The sequence below is a fragment of the Rhodoplanes sp. Z2-YC6860 genome (assembly GCF_001579845.1).
Taxonomy (GTDB): domain Bacteria; phylum Pseudomonadota; class Alphaproteobacteria; order Rhizobiales; family Xanthobacteraceae; genus Z2-YC6860.
The window spans coordinates 225,901-251,438 of sequence record NZ_CP007440.1; the positions used below are offsets into that span (position 1 = coordinate 225,901).

The following is a 25,538-nucleotide window of genomic DNA, read 5'->3' on the forward strand; positions in this document are numbered from 1 at the left end:
CGCGTGGAGCGCCATGCGCGCACTGGTCACCATCGCCCATTACTTCAAGCCAGACGGCTCGCTGCCCTGGACGCAGGGACTCGGCAGCGGCCGGGCACCGCTCGCCAAGATCGCGGCGCTCAACGCCGCGATCGTAGGCCTGCACCGCTACTTCGGGCCGCGCCGGCTGTCGCGAAACCCGGACGAGCCGCAGGCCCGCGCGGTCCAAGACAACACGCTCGACATCGTCATCATCACGGCGCGCGGCGCCAACCTGCTCGACTGGATCGGCATCGATCCTTCGATCTACGACGTCGAATATTTCGACGGTGAGCCGTTGATGCTGCCGTTCGATGCGCAGCGGATCATGCGCGAACGCGCCGGCGGCTACGACGTCTACATGGCCATGGAAGACGACCTGATCGTCGACGACCCGCAGATGATGGCCAAGATCGTCTGGTTCGCCGGCGAATTCGGGCCCCGCGCCGTGCTCTGCCCGGTGCGCTACGAGATGGCCTACACCGGCACGCCCGCGAAGGTCGCCATCAGCCCGCGGCTGAGCCGCGAGACGCGCGCGCCGTTCCAAAGGCCCGGCGTGCCGCGCGTCCTGACCGGGCGCTGGAACGGCGTCGAGCAGTCGTTCTGCCAGCCCAACAATCCGCACATGGGCTGCACCGTGCTCACAGCGGATCAGCTCAAGCTCTGGATCGCGCATCCGACGTTTTACGATCGCGACGCGTCCTGGGTCGATTCTCTGGTGAGCGCCGCGACCCACGCGCCCGGCAAGGTCTTCGACTTCTACATTCCGTCCGAGCCGGACCCGTGGTTCCTCGGCATCGAGCATTACGGCACGCGCTACGCCGCGCCGCTCGCGCCGGAAGGCCAGGCGTTCGGCGAGCCGCCGCTGCTCAAGCTTGCCGAGGAATTGCTCGGCGGCGGAGCGGCGCAATCGACCGCCTCCGCGAGGCTCGCCGCGCTCGGCGTTCGCGCCGACACGATCAACACGGTGATGGCGGAAGCCGAGCGCATGCATTACGAACTCAACGCACTGAAAGGTTCGCGCTCGCGGCTCGCCAAGGCGCTGCTCGCGGCGCTGCTGAACAAGACGCGGCGAAGCCGCTGACGTCGAACGCGGCGGCGCCGCTTCCGGCAGAAGCAGCGCTCGAGGTTGCGGATTCACATGTCAAACAGCCCGCGCATTTTTGCGCGTCGTCTCAAGCATTGGTACAGGCGTGATTCATCGGCCCCTTCCCATCCGGCGCGGGGCCAGCGCCTCCCTTTTTCCTCGTCCCTCACATGGGTGAGGGAGCGGAGCGCCGGTCAGCGCCACGCCTACGTTGGGCACCCTTGCGAGGGGTGCCCGCGTGCCTTTACGGCACGCACGCCTTCCGGCGCTCCACTGGTGGCGATTTATCGCGATACCCTCGCTCGAGATTCGATCGGACGGTGCGGGACGAACCCTTCCCTAAGACCGCGTTGCCTTGGCCCTTCACCCGATCGCGCCCTGCCACTGAAGGCGGCCCCCTCATCGGGGACGGACGATGGCATCGCACCCTGGGACGTGGCTACGAACCACGCCTGCAGGCGCCACACCCCGCTCCGCCAAATAGACGTCTCTAGATGACGCCCTCAACGAGCAAGGCAAATTCGCGTCTACACGTGATTTGCAGAAATGCAAATCGAATTTTTGCCGCTCGCGGAATCATTGCGCTGCGTCGAAGCCAAACCGCGATGCGACATGTGACGCCCGATCGATGCGCAGCGGCCCGCTGTATCGGGCTCAGACGAAAAAAGAATCGTCCGGCCGCGTGGCCTTGCCGATGAACCGCACGCCGAGCGTTGCGCCCTCGCGCCACAACACCTCGGCCTTGCGGCCGACCGAACCGCTCTTGGTCAGATAGACGACAAATGTTTTTGGAAGCTTGGCGTCGCTCGCAAGCGAGATGATAGCGCCGTCATCGGAAACATCCGATATTAAGGCCTCCACATCCGGCAGCGCATCGATCCAGCATCGGAAGGAAGACATCGCAACCCTCGCAAGGACGCTCATCCGTTCGCCCGAGATTATATCGCTAAATGGGCCCGTCCTCTCATAGGCTGTGAGCGATTACGCTCCGATGACCTCGCGCTGGGGTTGATTTCGATGGGTCATCGAAGACGTTGATTTTCGCGCGGACGTCACGCCCACGAGCGAAGTGCCAGCTGATTGATGAGACAACGTGATCGCGCGGGCCCGGTTCTTGTCGTAGAGGCGCGCTTTGATATTTTATCATCTGTCATCCATTTATCTGTGTCCAATTATTGACGTTTCACGCGGAGGCGTAGATTCAAAATGTCATAACTGTCGAGCACCGCCTGCTGACCAGATTTAGAGCTCGACCGCCAGTACATGGTGGGGGACTATGCTTCGATGAACTATCGCCATGCCTATCATGCGGGCAATCACACTGAGGTCTTCAAGCATTCGGCTCTGTGCCTCGTCATTGCTGAGCTCCAAAAGAAGACAACTCCATTCGCAATCCTCGATACGCACGCGGGAGCAGGTGAATATAACTTGCTTTCACCAGAGGCTATGAAGACCGGCGAAGCATTGGAAGGTATCGGGTTGGCATTCGATAAGTGCATCCCGAGCGCAGCTATCTATTTGGATATCGTGCGAAAGCGAAATTCTGCCCGGCTTTCTTCCTATCCCGGGTCCCCAAAGATCGTGCAATCTTTATTGAGACAGGAAGATCGGCTTATCGCATGTGAATTGCGAAAAGACGACTCATCGCATTTGCGCGCGATGTTCGAAGGTGATGGACGCATATCGGTTCACCAAAGGGATGGCTACGAGGCGATCGGAGCATTCGTGCCTTTGGCGACTAAGCGCGGCGTGGTGTTTATCGATCCGCCGTTCGAACGCGCGGACGAATTTCAAGCACTCGGGCAGGCTCTGAACGCAGGTGTCGCCAAGTGGCCAACCGGGATTTTCGTGGCTTGGTTTCCTCTAAAGGACAGACGCGGTATCGGGGCGCTCCGCAAGCAGTACAATCTGAAGAATCCGCCAACCCTTTGCTGCGAGTTTCTACGGCATCCGCTTGATGGGGTGACACTGGCAGGGAGCGGGCTTCTCATTTGCAATCCACCTTGGCAATTGGATCAGAAGCTAACGACCTTGTGTCGAGAGCTGTCGATAGCCTTGGGTCAATCACAAGCCCAATGGGATTTGGATTGGTGGATAAGGGAGCGCTGAATTTTTTCAGTGCGTGTTCTGACCGGGCAGATGCTCACTTTCCTGCAGCGCGTGTATTGAAGCGACCAAGGACGCCCTTTAACCGGCGCGAGCCGCCGAAATCCACCGTCCGCGGGCGCCAATCGAAAAAAGCCTAACGACCCCGGCGCGCATATGATTTTCTGACTAAAGAAACTGGAGCGGGCGAAGGGATTCGAACCCTCGACCCCGACCTTGGCAAGGTCGTGCTCTACCCCTGAGCTACACCCGCATCCGTAACATCAGGCGGTGGGTGACCGCCTGGGCCCGTTCCTATAGCGAAAAGCCTTAGGACTTTGCAACCTCGCTTCGAAGAAGAGTTAAAGGCTGGCGGTTTTGTGCAAAAATGGCCGCCCCACCCCGCTGTTCCATCCCAAAATCCCGCATGCCCATCACCCCCGACGAGCTTTTTGCCGCGCTGGACCGCCTCGGCATCGCCCATCCGACCGTCAGCCATCAGCCGCTGTTCACGGTGGAGGAATCCCAGGGCCTGCGCGGCGCCATCCCGGGCGGCCACACCAAGAACCTGTTCCTCAAGGACAAGAAAAGCGCGCTGTTCCTCGTCACCGCGCTGGAAGACGCCGAGATCGAGCTGAAATCGCTGCATCGGCGGCTTGGGGCCACCGGGCGCTTCTCGTTCGGCTCGGCAGAGCAGATGCTGGAGACGCTGGGCGTGACACCCGGCTCGGTGACGCCGTTCGGGGTGATCAACGACCTGGGACATAGGGTCACGATGGTGCTGGACGAGGCGCTGATGCGCCACGAGACCATCAATGCACACCCGCTGACCAACACCATGACGACGTCGATCCGGCGGGACGATCTGGTGCGGTTCCTGGACAGCACGGGGCATCCGCCGCGGATTTTGCCGGTGGCGGGGCCGGAACCTGCGTAGAGCGAAGTTGGGTGCGACATCGTCGGTGCGCTCCCTCCCCCTGAAAGGGGGAGGGTCGGGGCGGGGGTCCTGCCGCGCGGAGAGAGACCCCCACCCGGTTTGCTTTCGCAAACCGACCTCCCCCTTTCAGGGGGAGGTGAGGACAGCCCGACCCGTGAACCCCATCATGCCGGCCCGCGTTGCCGGATTGCATTTGGCGGCGCCGCGGCCCATTTATGCCGGGAACTGAAATGTGATCGGGGCGATCCGGACCCCGGCCGGATGCTCAGGCGAGGAACGTGATGTCGATGTTGCAGAGCGGCGGGGCCGTGCCGGCGCCCGCAGCCCAGGACGGTCTCATCAAGGAGACCACCACCCAGGGCTTCATGAAGGACGTGATCGAGGAGTCGAAGCGCCAGCCGGTGCTGATCGACTTCTGGGCGCCGTGGTGCGGGCCGTGCAAGCAGCTCACGCCCGTGCTGGAGAAGGTGGTCAAAGGCGCCAAGGGCAAGGTCAAGCTGGTCAAGATGAACATCGACGACCATCCGGCCATCCCGGGCCAGATGGGCATCCAGTCGATCCCGGCCGTGATCGCCTTCGTCAACGGCCAGCCGGCCGACGGTTTCATGGGCGCGCTGCCGGAAAGCCAGGTGCTGGCGTTCATCGAGCGGCTGACCAAGGGCAAGGTCGGCGGCGAGGCGCAGGACCTGATGAAGAGCGCGGAAGCGGCGCTCGCCGAAGGCGACGCGCAGGGCGCGGCCGAGATCTATTCGCATCTGATCGCCGAGGACGAGACCAACATCGGCGCGGTCGCGGGGCTCGCCCGCGCGTTCCTCGCGGAAGGCGACACCGAGCAGGCCAAGGCCACGCTCGACAAGGTGCCGGAGGCCAAGCGCAACGACACGGCTTATGCGGCGGCGCGCGCTGCCCTCGAAGTGGCGCAGCAAGCCAGCTCCGTCGGCCCGGTCGGCGAACTGGAAAAGAAGGTCGCGGCCAATCCGCTCGACCACCAGGCGCGGTTCGATCTGGCGGTGGCGCTGAGCGCGGCCGGCAAGCGCGCCGAGGCCGTCGATCATCTCCTCGAGGTGGTCAGGCGCGACCGCAAATGGAACGACGACGGCGCACGCAAGCAGCTTGTGCAGTTCTTCGAAGCCTGGGGTCCGACCGACGAGGCGACGGTCGCGGGCCGGCGCCGTCTGTCATCGATCCTGTTCGCCTGATTCATCCCCCGGCGTGGGGCCGGGACGGAGCGATCATGCCGATGAACGTCATCTATCGCGGGTCGGCCGACCTGCCCGAGGTGATCCCGGTGTTCCCGCTGCCGGGCGCGCTGCTGCTGCCGCGCGGGCAACTGCCGCTGAACATCTTCGAGCCGCGCTATCTCGCGATGGTCGACGACTCGCTGCGCGACGGCCACCGGCTGATCGGCATGATCCAGCCGGACCCGGCACATCCCGGCACGGCCGAGAAGCCGGGCCTGTTCAAGGTCGGCTGCATCGGCCGCATCACGCAATTGGCCGAGACCGGCGACGGGCGCTATGTCCTGCAACTCACCGGCGTGACGCGCTTCCGCGTGGTCGAGGAGTTGCCCTGCGCGACGCTCTACCGGCAATGCCGCGTCACGACGATTCCATTCACGGACGATTTCGTCGCGCGCAAGGGCGAGGACGAGGTCGACCGCAAGGCGGTGCTCGAAGCGCTCACCGCGTTCCTCAAAGCCAACAACCTCAAGACCGACTGGGACGGCGTGGAAAGCGCGCCGAACGAAGCGCTGGTCAACGCGCTGGCGATGATGTCGCCTTATGGTGCTCCCGAGAAGCAGGCGCTGCTCGAAGCGCCGGACCTGAAATCGCGCGCCGAGATCCTGATCGCCGTCACCGAAATGGAGCTCGCGAAGAAAACCGCGGGCGGCGGCGAGACGCCGCTGCAATAAGGAAACGCGTTGATGAACAGCCCTTCCGCCGATCGTCCCGCCTCCAGCATCGATCCGAAGCTCCTTGAAATCCTGGTCTGCCCGGTGACCAAGAGCGTGCTGGAGTATGACGCCGAGAAGCAGGAGCTCGTGTCCCGCGCCGCCAAGCTCGCCTATCCGATCCGCGACGGCATCCCGATCATGCTCCCGGAAGAAGCGCGCCGATTGGATTGATTTTTCGCGCCGCTGCAAAATACTCTGCTGTCATGCCCGGCCTTGAGCCGGGCATCTCGTTTAGGGAGGCACAGTGCCCGCCTGATCGAGATGGCCGGGACAAGCCCGGCCATGACCGGTTAGAAATGCGTGTAAGCCTGGGAGAGAAACGCATGCTGAAAATCTGGGGCCGCAACACATCGTCCAACGTGCAGAAGGTGATCTGGGCGCTGGCCGAGATGAAAGTCCCGTTCGAGCGGATCGACGTCGGCGGCGCCTTCGGCAAGACCAAGGACCCGGCCTATCTCGCGATGAATCCCAACTCGCTGGTGCCGACGCTCGAAGAAGAAGACGGCTTCACGATGTGGGAATCGAACTCGATCACGCGCTATCTCGCGGCCAAGCACAAGGCCACGGTGCTCGAGCCCGCGGACCTGAGAACGCGCGCCCGCGCGCAGATGTGGATGGACTGGCAGCTCTCGGTGATGGCGCCCGCGATCACGCCGGTGTTCTGGAATCTGATCCGCATGGCGCCCGACAAGCGCGACCACAAGGCGATCGAGACCGGCACGGAGAAGACCTACGCGGCTGCGAACATGATGGACACGCAGCTCGGCCGCACCAAGTTCATCGCCAGCGACGAGTTCTCCTACGGCGACATCCCGGTCGGCATCATGATCTACCGCTACATGCAGCTCTTCCCGCAGCGGCCGGCGACACCGAACCTCGACCGCTGGTACGCGGCGATCTCGTCGCGGCCTGCGTTCAAGGAGCAGGTCGCCGTGGTGCCGCTGTCGTAGTCGGAGCGTTCTCGCACCAGTCTATCCACGTCATGGCCGGGCTTGTCCCGGCCATCTCGATCAGGTGAGCACAGTGCCTCTCTAAGCGAGATGCCCGCGACAAGCGCGGGCATGACGGCGGAGATTGGTGCGGCTTCCGTGGAAAAAATGAGCCAGCTAAAGCGCCTCGCCGCGCAGCAGCTTCGGCACCTCACCGGTGATGCCCGCCGCCTCGCGGATGAAGAACTCCTTCATGCGCGGCATCCGCTCCACCAGACCAAGCCCCACATCGCGCACGATGCGCAGCGCGTCGGAGCGGTTGGAGAACAGCCGGTTGAGGCCGTCGGTCGTCACTCCCATCATCATCGTGTCGAACCGCCGCCAGCGCTCGTAGCGCTTCAGCACCTCCGGCCCGCCAATGTCACAGCCGAGCCGAGCCGCGTCGGCGACGGCTTCCGCCAGCGCCGCAACGTCGCGCAGGCCGAGATTGAGCCCCTGCCCGGCGATCGGATGGATGACGTGCGCGGCGTCGCCGACCAGCGCGACGCGCTCGGCGATGAACGTGCGCGCGACCGAAAGCCCGAGCGGAAACGCCTTGCGCGGACCGACTGCCTCGATCTCGCCGAGCTTGAGACCAAACCGCTGTTCGAGTTCGTCGTGGAATTGCGCATCCGGCAGCGCGACGATGCGCGCCGCTTCGCTGGCCTTCTCGGTCCACACGATCGACGAGCGCTTGCCCTTCAGTGGCAGGATCGCGAACGGCCCCGCCGGCAGGAAATGCTCCTCGGCGCGGCCGTGATGCTCGCGCTCGTGCGCCACCGTGGTGACGATGCCGCTCTGCCCGTACTCCCAACCGAAGCTTTCGATGTCCGCGGCTTCGCGGATCCTGGAGCGGGCGCCGTCCGCCGCCACCAGCAGCCGCGCGCTCCGCGTGCCGCCCCCGGACAGCGCCACGTCGGCGCGTTCGCCGTTGATTTCAAAACCCGTCACCGACTCGGCGCTGAGCTCGACGCCGCAGGCTTTCGCGCGCCGGATCAGCGCGTCGATCACATGATGGTTCTCGATCATGTGCGCGAACGGTTCATGCGTGACCGAAGCGTCGCCGTGCTTCGGTCGGCTGTCCGACGCGATCTCGCCGGCGAATGTCAGATACGTCGGCCGCATCACGTCGGCGAGCTTGGAGTCCGTCACCACCATGTCGAGGATCGGCTGCGCCTCGCCCTCGACCTCGCACCAGATGCCAATGGTCTCGAACAGCCGCCGCGCCGCGGCCGCGATCGCTGAGGCCCGGCCTTGGTCCGCGTTTTTCGCGAAAGCCGGATCGGCGACCAGCACCTTGAACGGATCGCCCAGCGCCTGGCGCAACGCGATGGCCAGCGCCAGGCCTGCGAACCCGCCGCCGCCGATCACGAGATCGATCCGCTCGCCGCGCCGCTCGATTGCCATCTTCACCCGCTACCGATGCCGTTACGGGGCTTTATATAGTCGCTGGGGTCGCCGCATGCGACTGCGAATTCCCATGCGCCGCAGGCTCGTGCCCCGCAGGCTTGGTCTCGGCGCCGTCGCGGCCCTTGCGCTGACACTGGCGGCGTTGGTTTTCGCCTATCCGGCCACGGCCTCGATCGCATGTCCGCGGTGCTTCGGCTTTCAGCCGATGGGCGATGGGCTCTACGTCGATCGTGACATGCCCGTCGAAACGCGGTCTTCGGCCGAAGCCATCGTCGAGCAGGCCCGGCAGAACGTTGCCGAGTTCTACGGCGGACTGAAGGCTCACCCGCTGGTGTTCGCCTGCTCGACGGCCGAGTGCTACCGCCGCCTGCATGGCGGCGGCTCGCGCGGCATGGCGATCCTGTCGCAGGCGCTGGTGCTGTCGCCGCGCGGCTTGAACGTGACGATCGCGACGCACGAGCTGTCGCATATCGAACTGCATCGCCGCATCGGAACGCTGCGCGCCTATCGCGGCGCGGTCCCGGCGTGGTTCGACGAAGGGCTCGCGGTGATCGTCTCGGACGACACGCGCTATCTCAAACCCGACGGTGACGGCGACCGTTGCCTGCAGAGCTCCGATCTGCCGCTGCCCGAAACGCAGCGCGCCTGGCTCCGGCCGGGCGACGACAGCCTCTACGCCGTTGCGGCGTGCCGTGTCAGCCGCTGGATGGCGACGCATGGCGGCGGCGATGGTGTGCTGCGGCTCTTGGCCCACATTGCGGCCGGCGAGAATTTCGCGACCGCGGCGCGGTAGCCACGCCGGATCGCGCCGCTTAAAGTCGGCGCATGAACACCGCCGCGCCAAACTCCGCTGTCCAAGCCTCTGCCGTTCAAGACCTGGTCAACATCCTCGATTTGGAGCCTCTCGAGGTGAACCTGTTCCGCGGCCACAGCCCGCAGACCGGCTGGCAGCGGGTGTTCGGCGGCCAGGTGATCGGGCAGGCGCTGATGGCCGCCACGCGCACCGTCGAGGGCACGCTGCCGCATTCGCTGCACGCCTACTTCCTTTTGGCCGGCGATCCCAAAGTCCCGATCATCTACGAGGTCGACCGCATCCGCGACGGCAAGAGCTTTTCGACGCGGCGCGTGGTGGCGATCCAGCACGGCCGCGCGATCTTTTCCATGTCGGTGTCGTTCCATGCCGAGGAAGACGGTCTCGACCATCAGATGACGATGCCGGACGTGCCGCATCCCGACGCGCTGCCGAGCGACGCCGAGATCCGCGAGAAGATCCTGCCGCAGCTGCCGGAGGCGGTGCGGCGCTATTACGAGCGGCCCCGGCCCATCGAAATGCGCCCGGTCGAATTCGGCCGCTATTCCGGCAAGGCGCCCGAAGACGGCCGCTTCAACATCTGGATCCGCACCACCGCGAAGCTTCCCGACGATCCGGCGATTCACCGTTGCGCGCTGGCCTACGCGTCGGATCTCACGCTGCTCGACACCGCGATGCTGCAGCAAAAGCGCAGCGTGTTCGACAAAGACATCATGGCGGCGAGCCTCGACCACGCGCTGTGGTTTCACCGGCCGTTCCGCGCCGACCAGTGGCTGCTCTACACCCAGGACAGCCCGAACCTGCACGGCTCCCGCGGCTTCGCCCGCGGCCTGATCTACACCGCGGACGGGGCGCTGGCCGCTTCGGTGACCCAGGAGGGCATGCTCCGGGTGCGGCGGCCGGAAACCATCAAGAGCTGACGCCCATTGCCTTGGCCGCCGGCAGCGTGCCGGGATTCACGGCGTCTGCCTGCGCAAAAGGCGATAATCCTGCTTAATTTTCGGCCTGATTGCCGATATCGTCGGCGGAATCAGTTGTCCGCGATGGCCGGCGCGGATTGCCATTGTTTCTTCGGCCCGACAGCAGGGTGTTCACATGAAGCTCGTCATGGCCATCATCAAACCGTTCAAGCTCGAGGACGTCCGTGACGCGCTGAGCGCGATCGGTGTCCACGGCATGACGGTCGGCGAGGTCAAAGGCTACGGCCGCCAGAAGGGCCATACTGAAATCTATCGCGGCGCCGAATACGCCGTGAACTTCCTGCCGAAGCTGAAGGTCGAAGTCGCGGTCGAGGACCAGATGGCCGACAAGGCCGTCGCCGCAATCGGCAACGCCGCCAAGACCGGTCAGATCGGCGACGGCAAGATCTTCGTCTACGACCTCGGCCACGCCGTGCGCATCCGCACCGGCGAAACCGACAACGACGCGCTCTAAGAGCAGAAAATTCCGAGGGGGGATTTCATGGTGAAGGCCGGGATCGCGCGCCTTGGCGCGTTGAAGACGCGCGTGAACGCGCTTAAGGCCGCGCGCGGGATGACCGCGATGGCGATGGCCGCGCTGGCCACGCCGGCGTTCGCACAGGCGGCGGAGCAGCCCGCGAAGATCGATGCCGCCGACACCGCGTGGATGATCTCGGCAACCGCACTGGTGCTGATGATGAGCCTGCCGGGCCTCGCGCTGTTCTACTCCGGCATGGTGCGCAAGAAGAACGTGCTCGCCACCATGGCGCAGACCTTCGCGGCGGTCGCTCTCGGCTCGATTCTCTGGGTCGCGCTCGGCTACAGCCTCACCTTCGTGGGCGACGGTCCGGTGCTCGGCACGCTCGAACGCTTCATGCTGAACGGCATGGGCATGAACACCATCAGCCCGCTGGCCAAGACGATCCCCGAGTCCGTCTTCATGCTGTACCAGATGACGTTTGCGGTCATCACCGTGGCGCTGGTCGCGGGCTCGGTCGCCGATCGCATGCGCTTTTCCGCGTTCCTCTGGTTCAGCGCCGGCTGGATGCTGCTGGTCTATGTGCCGATCGCGCATTGGATCTGGGGCGGCGGATTTCTGGCAAGCGCCGGCGTGATCGATTTCGCCGGCGGGCTCGTCGTGCATCTCAACGCCGGCATCGCCGGCCTCGTCGCCTGCATGCTGCTCGGCAAACGGCGCGGCTATGGTTTCGAAAATCTCGCGCCGTTCGATCTGTCGCTCGCGGTGATCGGCACCGGGCTGCTTTGGGTCGGCTGGTTCGGCTTCAACGGCGGCTCCGCACTCGGCGCCAACTCGCGCGCCGGCTTCGCGATCCTCGCCACGCATCTCGCCGCCTGCGCGGGCGTGCTCACCTGGATGCTGCTGGAGTGGTTCGATCGCGGCAAGCCGTCCGTGCTCGGTATCATCTCGGGCGCGGTCGCGGGGCTCGGCACGATCACGCCGGCGTCGGGCTTCGTGCTGCCGTGGCATGGCATCGTCATCGGCATTGCGGCCGGTGCGATCTGCTATTGGGCCTGCACCCGGCTGAAGATGAAGCTCGGCTATGACGACTCGCTCGACGTGTTCGGCGTGCATGGCATCGGCGGCGCGACGGGCACGATCCTCGCCGGCGTGTTCGCGACGGCGGCGATCGGCGACGCGTCCGGCCTGATCGAGGGCAGCAGCAAGCTCGTGCTGAGCCAGCTCTACGGCGTTGGCGTCACGTTGGCGTGGTCCGGACTCGGCACGTTCGTGCTGCTGAAGGTGATCGGGTTCTTCCTGCCGCTGCGCGTCCGCGACGAAGACGAGCGCATGGGCCTCGACCTCTCGCTGCACGGCGAGGCGCTTCAATAGGCACGCGATTCGCTTTTGAATCGCGACTCCGTCACCGCCTCGACATTTTTGTGCATCGTTTTTAGGCAGGCTTGAGCCTGCGACAATCCGCCATGCGGTTTCATGGCTAATCTATAGGCAGTGCCGTTTCCCGTGTTTGGCCGAACCCCGTCACGAGCTCCGGCCATCCGGAAAGACTCCGCAGGTTCAACCGGTTAGATCCGGCCGGCCTATTTGGCACGCTGTTTGATTCCCCCTCCCCGGCATCACTCGTCCGCATGAGCGCGCGCGTCGATGTCGCTAGTCCGCCCGGTCGATTGTGTCCGGGCCCAAGCGGGGATCGAACCCATGAAAATCGTCATGGCCATCATCAAGCCTTTCAAGCTCGACGAGGTCCGCGACGCTCTGACTGCGGCGGGGGTGCACGGGCTCACCGTCACCGAGGTCAAGGGTTACGGGCGTCAGAAGGGCCACACTGAAATCTATCGCGGCACCGAATACGCCGTGAACTTCCTGCCGAAGATCAAGATCGAAGTCGCTGTTCCGAGCGAGCAGGCCGACAAGGTCGTCGAAGCCATCTCCGGCGCCGCCAAGACCGGCCAGATCGGTGACGGCAAAATCTTCGTCTACGACATCGACCACGCCGTCCGCATCCGCACCGGCGAAACCGACGCCGCGGCGCTGTGATCCCGCGCACATCCAAGACTGCGAACAGGAGTTCAACCATGACGTTGAAGAAACTACTCGGCGCGGGACTGGCGGGGCTCGCAGCTCTCGCCGTGGCCGTGCTGTTGATCGACCCGGCGCTGGCGCAACAGGCCGCGCCCGCCGCAGCTCCCGCGGCGCCGGAAATCGTCGTCAACAAGGGCGACAACGCCTGGATGATGACGGCGACCGTCCTCGTTCTCTTGATGACGATCCCAGGCCTCGCGCTGTTCTACGGCGGTCTGGTCCGTCCGAAGAACATGCTCTCGGTGCTCACCCACGTGTTCTACACGGTGTGCATCGTCACCGTGATCTGGTGCATCTACGGCTACAGCCTCGCCTTCACCGGCGGCAGCTCGATGATCGGCGGCCTCGACAAGCTCTTCCTCAAGGGCGTGACGATGGACTCGAAAGCCGCGACGTTCTCGGTCGGCGTCAACATCACGGAGTACGTCTACATCTGCTTCCAGATGACGTTCGCCGCGATCACGCCCGCCCTGATCGTCGGCGCCTTTGCCGAGCGCATGAAGTTCTCGGCGGTGGCGCTGTTCATCCCGCTCTGGGTCACGCTGATCTACTTCCCGATCGCACACATGGTCTGGTACTGGGCCGGCCCGGATGCGATCGACGCCGCCGCCAAGGCTCTGGCCGCAGCGGGCGACGACGCCACGAAGAAGGCCGCCGCACAGGCCGCGCTCGACGCCGTGAACGCGGACTCGGGTCTGGTGTTCCAGTGGGGCGCCATCGACTTCGCGGGCGGCACCGTGGTGCACATCAACGCGGGCATCGCCGGCCTTGTCGGCGCGCTCATGGTCGGCAAGCGCACCGGCTTCGGCAAGGAGCTGATGGCTCCGCACTCGCTGGTCATGACCATGATCGGCGCCTCGCTGCTGTGGGTGGGCTGGTTCGGCTTCAACGCCGGCTCCAACCTCGAAGCGGTCGGCGGCGCTCCGCTCGCCATGATCAACTCGTTCATCGCCACGGCCGGCGCTGCGCTGTCCTGGATGTTCGCCGAGTGGATCGTAAAGGGTAAGCCTTCGCTGCTCGGCGCCGTGTCGGGTTGCGTCGCGGGTCTGGTCGCCGTCACTCCGGCATCAGGCTTTGCCGGCCCGATGGGCGCGCTGGTGCTCGGCCTTGTGGTCGGCGTGGTCTGCCTGTTCTTCGTCTCCACGGTGAAGAACATGTTCGGCTACGACGACTCGCTCGACGTGTTCGGCGTGCACTGCATCGGCGGTATCGTCGGCGCGATCGGCACCGGCATCCTGGTGGCGCCGGCGCTCGGTGGCACCGGCATCATGGACTACACCACGGGCAAGGTCGCCGATTACGACTTCGCCACGCAGGTGATTGCCCAGTGCAAGGCGGTCATGATGACGCTGGTCTGGTCCGGCGTCGGCTCAGCCATCCTCTACAAGGTGGTGGACCTCATCGTCGGCCTGCGGCCGTCGGTCGAGAAGGAGCGCGAAGGCCTGGATCTCACCGATCACGGCGAGCGCGCCTACAACATGTGACGCCACTGACCTTGTCCGGTTCTTGCCCGGTCCTGGCACGGGACTTGAATAGAAACTGACAAGGTCGCGAGACAACGGTTGGGGCGGATACCCGGCACCGTCCCGTCCGTCGAGGGGCTCAGGTCGCAAGACCTGAGCCCCTCACTTTTTCAGCCCCATCGTAATTTCCAGCTGTCTGCTCGCGGCTTGCGCCGCCTTTGCTTCGCCAGCACTGCCGGGAGCCCTGCCTAGGGCTTGGCGCGCAGGCTGCCCGATGGTTAATCACGCCTTAACCTCGCAGCCCCTATGGTGGGGAAACGCTTGTGCGGCGGGCGCTTCCGCTGCTCTTCAGTATCGAGTTCATGACCGCCGCCACCGCCATACAACAACCCGCCCCGCTGAAGGCCGAAGGCCGCTCGCCGTTCGTGCGCCTGCATGAGCTTCTGGCCGACATCGAGCCGGGCAAGCCCGCCATCAATCTGTCGGTCGGTGAACCACAGCACCCGATCCCGCCTTTCGTCGGGCCGGTGATCGCCGCGCATCTCAACGATTTCGGCCGGTATCCGGCGAACAAAGGCACCGACGGCTTCCGCAAGGCCGCGGCCGGCTGGCTCAATCAGCGCTATCAGCTTGCTCGGCCGGTAAATCCCGAGTCCGAAGTCATCGTGCTCAACGGCACCCGCGAGGGGCTGTTCCTCGGCGCGATTGCGGCGAACCGCTACGTCACCGGCCGCGCCGGCACGCCCGCAATCCTCATCCCCAATCCGTTCTATGCCGCCTATTCGGCAGGCGCGGCGGCCGCCGGCTGCGAGCCGGTTTACTTGCCGACCACGCGCGAGACCGGATTTCTTCCCGATCTCGACGCCATCGATGAGGCACTGCTGAAGCGCACTGTCGCTTTTTTCATCGCCTCGCCATCCAACCCGCAAGGCGCGGTTGCCGACGAAGCCTATCTCGCGCGTCTCGTCGCCATGGCACGGCGCTACGGGTTCCTGATTTTCGCCGACGAGTGCTACTGCGAGATCTACCTCAATGGCCGAGCGCCGCACGGCATGCTCGCGGTGTCGCAGCCCGACTTCGCCAATGTGGTCGTGTTCCACTCGCTGTCGAAGCGTTCGAACCTGCCCGGCCTGCGCGTCGGTTTCGCGGCCGGCGATCGCCATTTCCTCTCCCGCTACATCGAGCTGCGCAATATCGCGGCACCGCAGGTGCCGGTGCCGGCCCAGGAGGTCGCGATCGCGGCCTATGCGGACGAGACACACGTCGAGAAGAACCGCGAGCTCTATGTCGCGAAGTTCGATCTCGCCGATCAGATCATCGGCAACCGCTACGGCTACAAGCGGCCCGCCGGTGGGTTCTTTCTGTGGCTCGATGTGAGCCGGCACGGCGGCGACGAGGCCGCGACCGTGAAACTGTGGCGCGAAGGCGGGTTGCGCGTGATCCCCGGCCACTATCTGGCGCGGGACGGCGCCGACGGCCGCAATCCCGGCATGGGCTACATCCGCGTCGCTCTGGTGCAGGACAAGGAAGTCACCGCCGATGCGCTCCACCGCATAGTCGAAGTGCTCGGTTGAAGGGCTCGGTTAATACGAATCTGAAACTCCTTTGGTGAGATGACGCCGCTCACAACAGACGGCATCCCGGACTGACGATATGGCAGCAAGCGCTCGCGGCATGGAGCTTTCGAACTGGTCGGACGAGCTGCGCAGCCTGCTCCGGCGGCGGCTGTGCGAGACGGGCGGCTTTGTGCTGATCGGGCTCGCGGCCGTCATCGCGGTCTCGCTCGCGACCTGGTCGGTGCAGGACCCGTCGCTGAGCCACGCCACCGACGGCCCGATCCGCAACCTGCTCGGCACGCCGGGCGCGATCGGCGCCGACCTTCTGATGCAGCTGTTCGGCCTCGCCTCGACGGTGCTGATCCTGCCGGTCGCGGTGTGGGGCTGGCGCATCGCCAGCCACCGGCCGTTCGATCGCGAGTGGATGCGCCTGTCGTTCTGGGTGGCCAGCACCGTCTTCGCGGCGGGCTTCGCGTCGTGCCTGCCGAACAGCGACCACTGGCCATTGCCGACCGGACTCGGCGGCGTGATCGGCGATGGCGTGCTCTATCTGCCGACGCTCCTGGTTGGCAATCTCTCGAGCGCAGGCATCCTGGTTGCGGCGATTGTGTTCGGCGCCTGTGCGCTCGCTTCGATCATCGTTGCCACCGGTTTTGGCTATCATCATCCGGACAGTGTCGCGCTCGACGAGAAGTGGGCACGCGAGGCGGCCGGTCCCGAGGATGACGACGCCGAGCGGACTTCAATCTCGCTTGGCTGGATCGTGCATCAGCTCCTGAGCCTGAAGGCACGCCTCAAGCGCCTGGTGACGCGCCGCTCGGCACAGCTTGCGCCAAAGCACAGCCCGCGTCGCGCCACGCCGCCGGTCCCGGTCAAGCGCAACCGCGTCGAGCCGAAGCTCGAAGAGGCGATCGAGGACGACGAAGTCGAGGACGAGGCGGAGGAAGAAGAGGACGACGCCGAGGTCACGATCGCGCCCGCGCCAGTCGCGAAGAAGCCAGCGCGTCCCAAGCCGACGAAAAAATCCGGCGGCTATCAGCTTCCCGAGCTCAACTTGCTCGCCTCGGCAAAAGCCTCCGACCGTTTCGCGCCGAGCCAGGAATCGATTCAGGAATGTGCAACGTCGCTGGAGAGCACGCTGCAGGACTTCGGCGTGCGCGGCTCCATCATCAATGCGCGCCCCGGCCCCGTCGTGACGCTCTACGAACTCGAACCGGCGCCGGGCATCAAGTCGTCGCGCGTGATCGGGCTTGCCGACGACATCGCGCGCTCGATGAGCGCGCTGTCGGCGCGCGTTGCCGTGGTGCAGGGCCGCAATGCCATCGGCATCGAACTGCCGAACGAGAAGCGCGAAAAGGTCTACTTCCGCGAGATGCTCGCGTCCGAAGAATACACTGAAACGCAAGCCAAGCTGCCGCTCTGCCTTGGCAAGACCATCGGCGGCGAGCCCGTGGTGGTCGATCTCGCCCGCATGCCGCATCTGCTGATCGCCGGCACCACCGGTTCGGGCAAGTCGGTCGCGATCAACACCATGATCCTCAGCCTGCTCTATCGGCTCACGCCGGATCAATGCCGGCTGATTATGGTCGATCCCAAGATGCTCGAGCTTTCCGTCTATGACGGCATCCCGCATCTGCTGACACCCGTCGTCACCGACCCCAAGAAAGCGGTGGTCGCGCTGAAGTGGGCGGTGCGCGAGATGGAAGAGCGCTACAAGAAAATGTCGAAGGTCGGTGTGCGCAACATCGACGGCTTCAACATGCGCGTCGTCGAAGCCAAGGCCAAGGGCGAGACCATCACCCGCACCGTGCACACGGGCTACGACAAGGAATCCGGCGAGGCGATTTACGAGAAGGAGGAGCTCGAGCTCGAGCCGCTGCCCTACATCGTGGTCATTGTCGACGAAATGGCCGACCTGATGATGGTGGCCGGCAAGGACATCGAAGGCGCGGTGCAGCGCCTCGCCCAGATGGCCCGCGCCGCCGGTATCCATGTCGTCCTGGCGACACAACGCCCGTCTGTCGACGTCATCACCGGCACCATCAAGGCGAACTTCCCGACCCGCATTTCCTTCCAGGTCACCTCGAAGATCGACAGCCGCACCATCCTGGGCGAGCAGGGCGCCGAGCAGCTGCTCGGCCAGGGCGACATGCTCTACATGGCGGGCGGCGGCCGCATCAGCCGCGTCCACGGCCCGTTCTGCTCGGACGACGAGGTTGAGAAGGTGGTGCGGCACCTGAAGTCACAGGGCGCGCCGCAGTACCTCGAGGCCGTCACCGCATCCGAGGAGGAGCCCGAACTCGACGACGACGGCAATCCGGTGTTCGATGCGAGCGGCATGGGCCAGGCCGGCGACGCCACCGACCTGTACCAGCAGGCGGTCCAGATCGTCACCCGCGACAAGAAGGCTTCGACCAGCTACATCCAGCGGCGCCTGCAAATCGGCTACAACCGCGCCGCCTCGATCATGGAGCGGATGGAGCAGGAGGGCATTGTCGGCCAGGCCAACCATGCCGGAAAACGCGAAATCCTGGTTGGCCAGGAAGAGCACGCAAAGTATTGAGACCGATACATTGAGAGCACAGACCCGCGCTATAGTGGGCGGGGGCACATCAAGAGCCGCGAAATCGCCACAGCCGGCCCCTAGGGCAACCGGCGGGGTCAGGGGTCGGGGTCAGGCGGAGTAAGATATGGCGAGCCGGAAGGCCGTTGTTGCGGCATTGCTGTCGGGGCTCGCCCTGGGACTGTCGGCCGGACCGACCGGTGCCCTTGGGCAGAGCGTGCCGCTGCCCGTTCCTGCGCCACAGCCGAAATCCCACGAGCGGCCGCAGGCGCCGCGCCCCCCGCAGCAGGTCGCCCCGAATGCCCAGCAGCGGCCTGTGCAACAGCCCCCGCAGCAACAGGCCGACCAACAGCCTCAGCAGCAGCCGCAATCGAGCGGCTTTCCCTCGATCTTCCCGAAGCCACCCAACATCTTTGGCGGCTCGGGCTCTTCGACAGCCTTCGACGCCAAGCAGCGTGCGCTCGCCGATAAGGTCAGCGCCTATCTGACCAGTGTGCGCCAACTCCAGGGCAAGTTCGTCCAGGTCGGTCCCGACGGCAGCAAGTCGGAAGGCGAGTTCTACCTGCAGAAGCCCGGCAAGGTCCGCTTCGACTATGACCCGCCGAACCCGATCGAGATGATTGCCGACGGTCAGTCCGTGGTGGTGCGCGACCGCAAGCTTGCGACCCAGGACCTCTATCCGCTGTCACAGACGCCGCTGCGCTTTCTGCTCGCCGACCGCATCGACCTGATGCGCGACACCAACCTGGTCGGCGTCTATGCCGACGATGTGTTCGTCACGGTGGTGATCGAGGAGCGCCAGATCATCGCCGGCACCCATCGCGTGATGCTGATGTTCGGCGCGCAGGATTATCAGTTGCGGCAATGGACCGTGACCGATCCGCAGGGCTACGACACCACGGTCGCGGTTTACAATCTCGACACGCGCGCGCAGCCGGACCCGAACATGTTCCGCATCGATTACACGCGGCCGGTTCAGCAGGTTCAGTAAGCCGCCTGTCGTCGGCGATTGCTGCCGCGGAGTTTCTTCGCACTCTGACCTTGCACCGCTGTCATCGCCGGGCTTGACCCGGCGATCCATGACCCTGGTTAGACAGTGGACGTCTTACGTAAGAACCGCTTCTGTTGCGTCACCTGATAGATGCCCGGGTCAAGCCGGGCATGACACCGGTTGTTTGGCTCGCCCTGTGCACAAATCGCCGCGCCCGGCCGGGGATTGTCCCACGCGCCGTGGCCAAATCCGCGGCCCGCTCCTAAATTAAGCCGCATGCAGCTCAAGCTCACGACCTGGAACATCAACTCGGTGCGGCTGCGCATCGACATCGTGGCCAAGTTCATCAAGGCAGTCCGGCCGGATGTGCTCTGTCTCCAGGAGACCAAGTGCCCCGACGACGCGTTTCCGCGGAAGCGTTTCAAGCGTCTCGGCTATGAGCACTTCGCGCTCAACGGCCAGAAGGGCTATCACGGCGTCGCCGTGGTCTCGCGGCTGCCGCTCGATTCGTTTGCCGCGAAAGGCTATTGCGGCAAGACCGACAGCCGCCACGTCGGCGTCGTCCTCGGCGAAAAGGCCAAGCTTCGCGATCCGATCAGCGTGCACAACTATTATGTGCCGGCCGGCGGCGACGAGCCCGATCCTGCGATCAATCCAAAGTTCGAGCACAAGCTCGCGTTCCTCGACGAGATGAAAGTCTGCGCGAACATGCTGCCGGCGCGCAGCGAGCGCTCCATCGTGGTCGGCGATCTGAACGTCGCGCCGCTCGAACATGATGTCTGGAGTCACAAGCAGCTGCTCAAGATCGTCTCGCACACGCCGATCGAGTGCGAGAAGCTCACCGCCGCGCAGAAGGCCGGCGACTGGATCGACGTGGCGCGCACCTTCGTGCCGCCGAGCGAGAAGCTCTACACGTGGTGGAGCTATCGTGCACAGGACTGGCTTGCAGCCGATAAAGGCCGCAGGCTCGACCACATCTGGGTGTCGCAAGCGCTGGGCGACCGGCTGCAGGCCATCAAGGTGACGAAGGACGCACGCGGCTGGGAGCGGCCATCGGACCATGTGCCGGTGACGATGACGCTGGACGTTTAAGCCACCGTCCCGATAATGCCTGTGAAACCGGCGCGATCTCCTCAGCCGGCCGGGACATGAATCCATGGCAAAGCTCAGGCTCACCGTCGCGTGCGGCGATTACGACATCGTCAAGCCGCTGATCGAAGGCACCGTTGAAGCGGCCGGCCTCGAGCTCGTTTTCCTCACCGACATGGGTCCGCGCGAGCGTCACTGGCGCATGGGACGCAAGCACGAGTTCGACGTCTGCGAGGAAAATGTCGGCGCCTATTACATGATCCGCGACCAGGGCGAGCCGCTCACCGCGATCCCTGTGTTTCTGCATCGAAGGTTTCGCCACGGCTTCGTGTTCATCAACACCGCGGCCGGCATCCGTGAACCCAAGGACCTCAACGGCAAGGTGGTCGGCGGCACCAACTTCCAGCCGGCCTCGAACATCTGGATGCGCGGCATCCTGGAGGAGCACTACGGACTGCAGCACCGGAGCATCACCTGGCTGGTCGAACGCAGCGAAGATGTCGCCTTCGAGGTGCCGCCTGGACTGCGCATCGAGATGAAGACCTCGCCGAAAACGCTCGGCCAGATGCTGGCCGACGGCGACATTCCGGCGATGATCTCGCCGACGCTGCCGAAGCCGTTCGTCGAAGGCGACAAGCGCATCGCCCGGCTGTTCGCCGACTATAAGCAGGTCGAGATCGACTATTTCGGCAAGACCGGAATTTTTCCGATCATGCATGTGACGACGCTGAAGCAGGAGATCGCGGAGAAATATCCCTGGGTCGCGACCAACTTGACCAAGGCGTTCGAGGAAGCAAAGCTTCTCGCCTATCGCCGCATCGCCAATCCGCGCATGGCGCCGCTGGTGTTCCTGCGCACCGCGGTCGAGGAGCAGGATCGGATCTTCGGCAAGGACCCTTGGGCCTACGGGTTGACGCCAGCGAACCGCAAGAATCTGGAAACGGTGCAGCGCTATGCGCACCAGCAAGGCATGATCCGGAAGCTCACGCCGCTCGATGAGCTATTTGCCGATACCGACCTGGGCGACGTCGGCAGCGGCGCTGCGCCGGAAGAATTCTGAGACGCCGTCAATCCGGGTCGGCGCTGGTGTCCAGCACCGAGCGGATGTCGGTCATCTCGGCGAGCGCGCTGCGCGCCCGGGCCGAGATCTGGTCGCGCAGGATATTGGCAGCCTCCGGATATCCTTCCAGCATCTTCAGGAACAGGCTGCGCGAAATCCGGATCACGGTCGATGGTTCGCGGGCCGTCGCGGTGGCAGGCCGCTTGGTCTCGGCAATCAGTGCGAGTTCACCGAGCAGCATGCCGGGGCCGACAACTGTGTCGGGCACCCCTTTCGCGGCACTGCTCAGCACGAAGGAGCCTTCCTGGATCACGAAACCGCAATCGGTGGTATCGCCGGCGCTGAACAGCACCTCGCCCTGATGGACGTAGCGGCTCTCGGCGCCGATCGCGAGAATGCGGAGCGCCGGTCGGCCAAGCATGCGCAGCACCGGCACCCGTTCGATGAATGCAATATCGTCCTCGATGCTCACTTAAAGCATTCTCTCATTGCGGAGCAGATCGTCGCCCAAAAACCGGTCCCCATCCGGCATCATGCTCCGTCACGGCACGAGCTTATAGCCGCCGGCATCGGTGACCAGGATCGCCGGAGCCGCGGCGTCCTTCTCGACCTTCTGCCGCAGACGATAAACATGCGTCTCGAGCGTGTGCGTGGTGACCCCGGAGTTATACCCCCAAACCTCTTGCAGCAGAGTCTCACGGGATACCGGCCGCTGACCTGCCCGATACAGGAAACGCAGAATTGCGGTCTCCTTCTCGGTCAGCCGGATCTTGTTGCCCTTGGGACTGAGCAGCATCTTGGCGCTCGGCCGGAACGTGTAGGGCCCGATTGTGAAGACCGCATCCTCGCTGGCCTCGTGCTGGCGGAGCTGGGCGCGGATGCGCGCGAGCAGCACCGCAAAGCGGAATGGTTTGGTGACGTAGTCGTTGGCGCCCGACTCCAGGCCCAGGATGGTGTCGGAATCGGTGTCGTGGCCCGTCAGCATGATGATCGGCGCCTTGAAGCCACCCTTGCGCAGGATGCGCACCGCCTCGCGGCCGTCGACGTCCGGCAGGCCGACATCCATGATCACCAGATCGATCTGGCCGTTCTTGGCCTCCTGCACGCCCTTGGTACCGCAGTCGACCGACACCGCCTCGAACTCATCGTGCAGCGAAAGCTGCTCAACGAGCGCATTCCGCAGCTCGGTGTCGTCATCAACGATCAGAATTTTACGGCTGTTCGGCATCGAATCCGGCCTTTCCGGGCTCCAGCCCGGCGCAATTCCGCGAAGTAGACCATTCGGGGATAAAAGAGCAAGCTCCTTGGAACTATGGATAAAAAACCCCGGCGCTATGGCAAAGAGCCCAATTGCGACGTTTTTTGTACGGCGGAAGCCAGGGTTTTCCACACGGGGGTGGCTGATCGCTGGGCCATTGGCCCTGCCGGTGGCGTTGGGGCGGGGCGGAATCAGGGCCAACAAGCGCGAGGGCGATGGCGGCACGCCGCGGGGCACCTTCCGGCTCAAGCGGCTGTGGTGGCGGGCCGACCGGGTGGCCAGGCCTTTGACCCACCTGCCGATCCGGCCGATCACCGGCGTGGACGGCTGGTGCGAGGACCCGGCCGACCGGCGCTACAACCAGCCGATCAGGCTTGCCAAAGGCCACCCCGGGGACCGGCTCAAACGCGAAGACGGCCTCTACGACTTCATCATCGAGATCGACCACAACACCCGGCCCCGCATTGCAGGCCGGGGCAGCGCGGTGTTCGTCCATGTGGCCCGGCCGGGCTTTGCGCCCACCGCCGGATGCGTCGCGCTGAAGACCGGCGCACTCAAGCGGCTCCTGGCCCAGGTCGGCCCCAAGACGCGCATTGTGATTGGCTGATTTGATTCCGCCCAGTTTACCCGCCTTTCACGATGAACCGGCGATCCGCGGGGCTTGGTCTCATTCTTAACCAACAGTCGATGGTTGTTATTTAAGACGATTCGGTCCGGCAGGCCGTAATCGCGCGACCGCCGGCGCCATGGCGAACCGCGACAACGACCAACATGACCATCCCCAGTGGCACATCCGAAAACCAGGCGCGCAGCGGTCGTGAAACCATCGGACGCGTCGTCGCGGTGAGCGGCGCACAAGTCACCGTCGGTCTGAGCGCCGCCGCACCCTCCGATGGCGGGCGCCCCACCGTCGGCAAATTCCTCGGCATCGTCAGCGGCGGCATCGTCACAGTCGGCATGATCACCGAGATCGCCGAGCGTCCGCTGCGCGACCAGGACCCGAGCTGCCGCAGCAGCGCCATCATGGACCTGGTCGGCGAGATCCGCGTCAACACCTCGGGCGGCGCCTACTTTCAGCGCGGCATGACCGAATACCCGATGATCGGCGAGCCGGCCGTACTGATGAACGAGCGCGAGCTGCGGCTGGTCTATTCAAGCCGCAGCGGCCGGCCCTGCAATGTCGGCCAGCTGCAGCAGGATCAAGCGATCCCGGCGCAGCTCGACGTTGAGCAGCTCGTCAACAAACATTTCGCGGTGCTCGGCACGACCGGTGTCGGCAAGTCCAACGGCGTCGCGCTCCTGCTGCAGCAGACGCTCGCGGAGCGGCCCGACTTGCGCATCTTCCTGATCGATCCGCACAACGAATATGCCCGCTGCTTCGGCGACAAGGCGCAGGTGCTCACGCCGCGCAATCTGCGTCTGCCGTTCTGGCTGTTCAATTTCGAGGAAACGGTCGACGCCTTCTTCGGCGGCCGCCCGGGCGTCGAAGAGGAAATTGAGATTCTCCAGGAGGCCATTCCGCTCGCGAAAGCAGCCTACTCGCAGCTCAAGGGCGGCACGGCCGATCGCGGGCTGATGAAGAAGAAGGACCCGCGCGACGTCGGCTACGGCGTCGACACGCCGGTGCCCTACCGCATCGAGGACCTCATCACGGTCATCGATGAGCGCATGGGCAAGCTCGAGAACCGCTCACGCGCCGCCTCCTACAACAAGCTGCTCCAGCGCATCAAAACCTTCCGCAATCATCCGCGCTACGGCTTCATGTTCGAGAACGCCACCGTCGGTGGCGACACCATGGGCGAGGTGGTGAGCCACCTGTTCCGTCTGCCCGCGAACGGCAAGCCGATGACCATCATGCAGCTCGCCGGCTTCCCGGCGGAGGTGATCGATTCGGTGGTCTCGGTGCTCTCGCGCATGGCCTTCGACTTCGGCCTGTGGAGCGACGGCGTATCGCCGCTGTTGTTCGTCTGCGAAGAGGCGCATCGCTATGCCCCCGCTGACAAGAACACCGGTTTCGGCCCAACCAAGCGGGCGCTGTCGCGCATCGCGAAAGAGGGCCGCAAGTACGGTGTGTTCCTGGGGCTCGTGACGCAGCGGCCGGCCGAGATCGATCAGACCATCCTGTCGCAGTGCTCGACTCTGTTCGTGATGCGGCTCTCCAACGATCGCGACCAGGCGCTCATTCGTTCAGCCGTGTCGGACGCCGGCGCCAGCATGCTGAGCTTTATCCCGACGCTCGGCACCGGCGAGGTGTTCGCGTTCGGCGCGGGCGTACCGCTACCGACCCGGATGAAATTCCGTGAGCTGCCACCGCAGCTCCGGCCAAGCAGCGAATCCGGCTCCAGCGTGCGCAACGCAGGCACGCCAGCCGACCGCGACATGATCGATTCCGTGATCGACCGCTGGCGCGCCTCGACCATGAGCCACAAGAGCGGGCTCGACGACGACCGTATTGACCTGTGGGACGATTTCCCGCGCGGCCGCGAGGAATCGCCGCTCTATCGCGCCGCGCCGCCGCTGCAGCCCGCCGTGCCGGCTGCCCCTGCGCCGGCACCGATGGCTGCGGCACCTGTGCCACCGGCCTCAGCTGCACCGGCGTACGCTCCCGTCCCTCCACAAGCATCGGCACCCACAGCACCGCGACCGAGCATTCTGCGGAAGCCGCTCACCGGCGCGCCGGGGCCGGACAATCCGGCGCCCTTGCCGAGCCGATTCCGAACGTAGGTTGCTGCAACATTCAGCCGTCATGGACGGTATGACGGCGAG

The 25,538-nt window shown here is 64.8% G+C and carries 24 protein-coding genes and 1 tRNA gene; 20 read left to right on the forward strand and 5 right to left on the reverse strand.

Going from position 1 to position 25,538, the window contains the following annotated elements; genetic code table 11:
* Positions 1-13: 13 nt before the first annotated feature.
* Positions 14-1,102 carry a hypothetical protein gene (locus RHPLAN_RS01015; RefSeq protein ID WP_068013100.1) on the forward strand — a complete coding sequence of 363 codons (1,089 nt, stop codon included), beginning with the start codon at positions 14-16 and terminating at the stop codon, positions 1,100-1,102.
* A gap of 657 nt (positions 1,103-1,759) precedes the next feature.
* On the opposite strand, the gene RHPLAN_RS01020 is transcribed toward RHPLAN_RS01015, so the two are convergent.
* Positions 1,760-2,005, reverse strand: coding sequence for a hypothetical protein (locus tag RHPLAN_RS01020; protein ID WP_157099990.1), 246 nt, complete (start codon positions 2,003-2,005; stop codon positions 1,760-1,762).
* Positions 2,006-2,389: 384 nt separating this feature from the next.
* On the opposite strand from RHPLAN_RS01020, the gene RHPLAN_RS01025 reads away from it, so the two are divergent.
* Positions 2,390-3,214, forward strand: coding sequence for a 23S rRNA (adenine(2030)-N(6))-methyltransferase RlmJ (locus RHPLAN_RS01025; RefSeq protein ID WP_198164671.1), 825 nt, complete (start codon positions 2,390-2,392; stop codon positions 3,212-3,214).
* Positions 3,215-3,389: 175 nt separating this feature from the next.
* On the opposite strand, the gene RHPLAN_RS01030 is transcribed toward RHPLAN_RS01025, so the two are convergent.
* Positions 3,390-3,464 (reverse strand) — tRNA-Gly (locus tag RHPLAN_RS01030).
* Between the two features lie 153 nt (positions 3,465-3,617).
* Between RHPLAN_RS01030 and RHPLAN_RS01035 the strand changes: the two genes are divergently transcribed.
* The 5 genes from RHPLAN_RS01035 (at position 3,618) to RHPLAN_RS01055 (ending at position 7,031) form a co-directional block, all read left to right on the forward strand.
* Positions 3,618-4,127, forward strand: coding sequence for a prolyl-tRNA synthetase associated domain-containing protein (locus tag RHPLAN_RS01035; protein WP_068013105.1), 510 nt, complete (start codon positions 3,618-3,620; stop codon positions 4,125-4,127).
* Between the two features lie 281 nt (positions 4,128-4,408).
* Positions 4,409-5,326: a thioredoxin gene (gene trxA / locus RHPLAN_RS01040; RefSeq protein ID WP_068013107.1), complete on the forward strand. Its 918-nt coding sequence runs from the start codon at positions 4,409-4,411 to the stop codon at positions 5,324-5,326.
* 35 nt (positions 5,327-5,361) lie between these two features.
* Positions 5,362-6,039 carry an LON peptidase substrate-binding domain-containing protein gene (locus RHPLAN_RS01045; protein ID WP_068013109.1) on the forward strand — a complete coding sequence of 226 codons (678 nt, stop codon included), beginning with the start codon at positions 5,362-5,364 and terminating at the stop codon, positions 6,037-6,039.
* A 12-nt stretch (positions 6,040-6,051) separates the two neighbouring features.
* A complete protein-coding gene (locus RHPLAN_RS01050; protein ID WP_068013111.1) occupies positions 6,052-6,252 on the forward strand; it encodes a Trm112 family protein in 201 nt (66 codons plus the stop codon).
* A 152-nt stretch (positions 6,253-6,404) separates the two neighbouring features.
* A complete protein-coding gene (locus RHPLAN_RS01055) occupies positions 6,405-7,031 on the forward strand; it encodes a glutathione S-transferase family protein (protein ID WP_068013113.1) in 627 nt (208 codons plus the stop codon).
* A 156-nt stretch (positions 7,032-7,187) separates the two neighbouring features.
* Here the strand turns inward: RHPLAN_RS01055 and RHPLAN_RS01060 are convergent, their stop codons facing one another.
* Complete coding sequence (locus RHPLAN_RS01060) at positions 7,188-8,456, reverse strand: ubiquinone biosynthesis hydroxylase (protein ID WP_068013115.1); 1,269 nt, start codon at positions 8,454-8,456, stop codon at positions 7,188-7,190.
* 55 nt (positions 8,457-8,511) lie between these two features.
* Here RHPLAN_RS01060 and RHPLAN_RS01065 point away from each other — a divergent pair, with 55 nt between their 5' ends.
* The 11 genes from RHPLAN_RS01065 (at position 8,512) to RHPLAN_RS01115 (ending at position 21,514) form a co-directional block, all read left to right on the forward strand.
* Positions 8,512-9,252 (forward strand): hypothetical protein, encoded by a 741-nt coding sequence (locus RHPLAN_RS01065; RefSeq protein WP_157099991.1) that lies wholly within the window; start codon positions 8,512-8,514, stop codon positions 9,250-9,252.
* A gap of 32 nt (positions 9,253-9,284) precedes the next feature.
* Positions 9,285-10,190 carry an acyl-CoA thioesterase II gene (gene tesB, locus RHPLAN_RS01070; RefSeq protein WP_068013118.1) on the forward strand — a complete coding sequence of 302 codons (906 nt, stop codon included), beginning with the start codon at positions 9,285-9,287 and terminating at the stop codon, positions 10,188-10,190.
* A 175-nt stretch (positions 10,191-10,365) separates the two neighbouring features.
* On the forward strand, positions 10,366-10,704 hold the full coding sequence (locus RHPLAN_RS01075; RefSeq protein ID WP_068013119.1) for a P-II family nitrogen regulator: 339 nt from the start codon (positions 10,366-10,368) through the stop codon (positions 10,702-10,704).
* Between the two features lie 108 nt (positions 10,705-10,812).
* Positions 10,813-12,081, forward strand: a complete 1,269-nt coding sequence (locus RHPLAN_RS01080) for an ammonium transporter (RefSeq protein ID WP_237180246.1) — start codon at positions 10,813-10,815, stop codon at positions 12,079-12,081.
* A 327-nt stretch (positions 12,082-12,408) separates the two neighbouring features.
* The gene (locus tag RHPLAN_RS01085; RefSeq protein WP_068013121.1) at positions 12,409-12,747 is read left to right on the forward strand and encodes a P-II family nitrogen regulator; all 339 of its coding nucleotides are present in this window, start codon (positions 12,409-12,411) and stop codon (positions 12,745-12,747) included.
* A 38-nt stretch (positions 12,748-12,785) separates the two neighbouring features.
* Positions 12,786-14,276, forward strand: coding sequence for an ammonium transporter (locus tag RHPLAN_RS01090; RefSeq protein WP_068013122.1), 1,491 nt, complete (start codon positions 12,786-12,788; stop codon positions 14,274-14,276).
* Positions 14,277-14,617: 341 nt separating this feature from the next.
* Positions 14,618-15,829: an aminotransferase class I/II-fold pyridoxal phosphate-dependent enzyme gene (locus RHPLAN_RS01095; protein WP_068030324.1), complete on the forward strand. Its 1,212-nt coding sequence runs from the start codon at positions 14,618-14,620 to the stop codon at positions 15,827-15,829.
* Between the two features lie 79 nt (positions 15,830-15,908).
* Entirely contained in the window at positions 15,909-18,374 is a 2,466-nt protein-coding gene (locus tag RHPLAN_RS01100) for a DNA translocase FtsK (protein WP_068013124.1), read from the forward strand.
* Between the two features lie 127 nt (positions 18,375-18,501).
* Positions 18,502-19,365 (forward strand): outer membrane lipoprotein carrier protein LolA, encoded by an 864-nt coding sequence (locus RHPLAN_RS01105; protein ID WP_068013125.1) that lies wholly within the window; start codon positions 18,502-18,504, stop codon positions 19,363-19,365.
* Between the two features lie 276 nt (positions 19,366-19,641).
* Positions 19,642-20,457, forward strand: a complete 816-nt coding sequence (gene xth / locus RHPLAN_RS01110; protein ID WP_068013127.1) for an exodeoxyribonuclease III — start codon at positions 19,642-19,644, stop codon at positions 20,455-20,457.
* A 64-nt stretch (positions 20,458-20,521) separates the two neighbouring features.
* Complete coding sequence (locus tag RHPLAN_RS01115; RefSeq protein WP_068013129.1) at positions 20,522-21,514, forward strand: ABC transporter substrate-binding protein; 993 nt, start codon at positions 20,522-20,524, stop codon at positions 21,512-21,514.
* Positions 21,515-21,521: 7 nt separating this feature from the next.
* On the opposite strand, the gene RHPLAN_RS01120 is transcribed toward RHPLAN_RS01115, so the two are convergent.
* Positions 21,522-21,986, reverse strand: a complete 465-nt coding sequence (locus tag RHPLAN_RS01120) for a cyclic nucleotide-binding domain-containing protein (RefSeq protein ID WP_068013131.1) — start codon at positions 21,984-21,986, stop codon at positions 21,522-21,524.
* Between the two features lie 69 nt (positions 21,987-22,055).
* Positions 22,056-22,742, reverse strand: a complete 687-nt coding sequence (locus tag RHPLAN_RS01125) for a response regulator transcription factor (RefSeq protein WP_068013133.1) — start codon at positions 22,740-22,742, stop codon at positions 22,056-22,058.
* A 106-nt stretch (positions 22,743-22,848) separates the two neighbouring features.
* On the opposite strand from RHPLAN_RS01125, the gene RHPLAN_RS01130 reads away from it, so the two are divergent.
* On the forward strand, positions 22,849-23,379 hold the full coding sequence (locus RHPLAN_RS01130) for a L,D-transpeptidase family protein (RefSeq protein WP_068013134.1): 531 nt from the start codon (positions 22,849-22,851) through the stop codon (positions 23,377-23,379).
* 164 nt (positions 23,380-23,543) lie between these two features.
* Entirely contained in the window at positions 23,544-25,496 is a 1,953-nt protein-coding gene (locus RHPLAN_RS01135) for an ATP-binding protein (protein ID WP_084244123.1), read from the forward strand.
* Positions 25,497-25,538: the final 42 nt, after the last annotated feature.

What these genes read in the sequence shown, in the direction of transcription:
- RHPLAN_RS01015 (WP_068013100.1), top strand. Translation starts at nt 14, where the DNA reads ATGCGCGCACTGGTCACCATCGCCCATTACTTCAAGCCAGACGGCTCG.
- RHPLAN_RS01020 (WP_157099990.1), bottom strand. Translation starts at nt 2,005, where the DNA reads ATGTCTTCCTTCCGATGCTGGATCGATGCGCTGCCGGATGTGGAGGCC.
- RHPLAN_RS01025 (WP_198164671.1), top strand. Translation starts at nt 2,390, where the DNA reads ATGAACTATCGCCATGCCTATCATGCGGGCAATCACACTGAGGTCTTC.
- RHPLAN_RS01035 (WP_068013105.1), top strand. Translation starts at nt 3,618, where the DNA reads ATGCCCATCACCCCCGACGAGCTTTTTGCCGCGCTGGACCGCCTCGGC.
- trxA (WP_068013107.1), top strand. Translation starts at nt 4,409, where the DNA reads ATGTCGATGTTGCAGAGCGGCGGGGCCGTGCCGGCGCCCGCAGCCCAG.
- RHPLAN_RS01045 (WP_068013109.1), top strand. Translation starts at nt 5,362, where the DNA reads ATGCCGATGAACGTCATCTATCGCGGGTCGGCCGACCTGCCCGAGGTG.
- RHPLAN_RS01050 (WP_068013111.1), top strand. Translation starts at nt 6,052, where the DNA reads ATGAACAGCCCTTCCGCCGATCGTCCCGCCTCCAGCATCGATCCGAAG.
- RHPLAN_RS01055 (WP_068013113.1), top strand. Translation starts at nt 6,405, where the DNA reads ATGCTGAAAATCTGGGGCCGCAACACATCGTCCAACGTGCAGAAGGTG.
- RHPLAN_RS01060 (WP_068013115.1), bottom strand. Translation starts at nt 8,456, where the DNA reads ATGGCAATCGAGCGGCGCGGCGAGCGGATCGATCTCGTGATCGGCGGC.
- RHPLAN_RS01065 (WP_157099991.1), top strand. Translation starts at nt 8,512, where the DNA reads ATGCGACTGCGAATTCCCATGCGCCGCAGGCTCGTGCCCCGCAGGCTT.
- tesB (WP_068013118.1), top strand. Translation starts at nt 9,285, where the DNA reads ATGAACACCGCCGCGCCAAACTCCGCTGTCCAAGCCTCTGCCGTTCAA.
- RHPLAN_RS01075 (WP_068013119.1), top strand. Translation starts at nt 10,366, where the DNA reads ATGAAGCTCGTCATGGCCATCATCAAACCGTTCAAGCTCGAGGACGTC.
- RHPLAN_RS01080 (WP_237180246.1), top strand. Translation starts at nt 10,813, where the DNA reads ATGGCGATGGCCGCGCTGGCCACGCCGGCGTTCGCACAGGCGGCGGAG.
- RHPLAN_RS01085 (WP_068013121.1), top strand. Translation starts at nt 12,409, where the DNA reads ATGAAAATCGTCATGGCCATCATCAAGCCTTTCAAGCTCGACGAGGTC.
- RHPLAN_RS01090 (WP_068013122.1), top strand. Translation starts at nt 12,786, where the DNA reads ATGACGTTGAAGAAACTACTCGGCGCGGGACTGGCGGGGCTCGCAGCT.
- RHPLAN_RS01095 (WP_068030324.1), top strand. Translation starts at nt 14,618, where the DNA reads ATGACCGCCGCCACCGCCATACAACAACCCGCCCCGCTGAAGGCCGAA.
- RHPLAN_RS01100 (WP_068013124.1), top strand. Translation starts at nt 15,909, where the DNA reads ATGGCAGCAAGCGCTCGCGGCATGGAGCTTTCGAACTGGTCGGACGAG.
- RHPLAN_RS01105 (WP_068013125.1), top strand. Translation starts at nt 18,502, where the DNA reads ATGGCGAGCCGGAAGGCCGTTGTTGCGGCATTGCTGTCGGGGCTCGCC.
- xth (WP_068013127.1), top strand. Translation starts at nt 19,642, where the DNA reads ATGCAGCTCAAGCTCACGACCTGGAACATCAACTCGGTGCGGCTGCGC.
- RHPLAN_RS01115 (WP_068013129.1), top strand. Translation starts at nt 20,522, where the DNA reads ATGGCAAAGCTCAGGCTCACCGTCGCGTGCGGCGATTACGACATCGTC.
- RHPLAN_RS01125 (WP_068013133.1), bottom strand. Translation starts at nt 22,742, where the DNA reads ATGCCGAACAGCCGTAAAATTCTGATCGTTGATGACGACACCGAGCTG.
- RHPLAN_RS01130 (WP_068013134.1), top strand. Translation starts at nt 22,849, where the DNA reads ATGGCAAAGAGCCCAATTGCGACGTTTTTTGTACGGCGGAAGCCAGGG.
- RHPLAN_RS01135 (WP_084244123.1), top strand. Translation starts at nt 23,544, where the DNA reads ATGACCATCCCCAGTGGCACATCCGAAAACCAGGCGCGCAGCGGTCGT.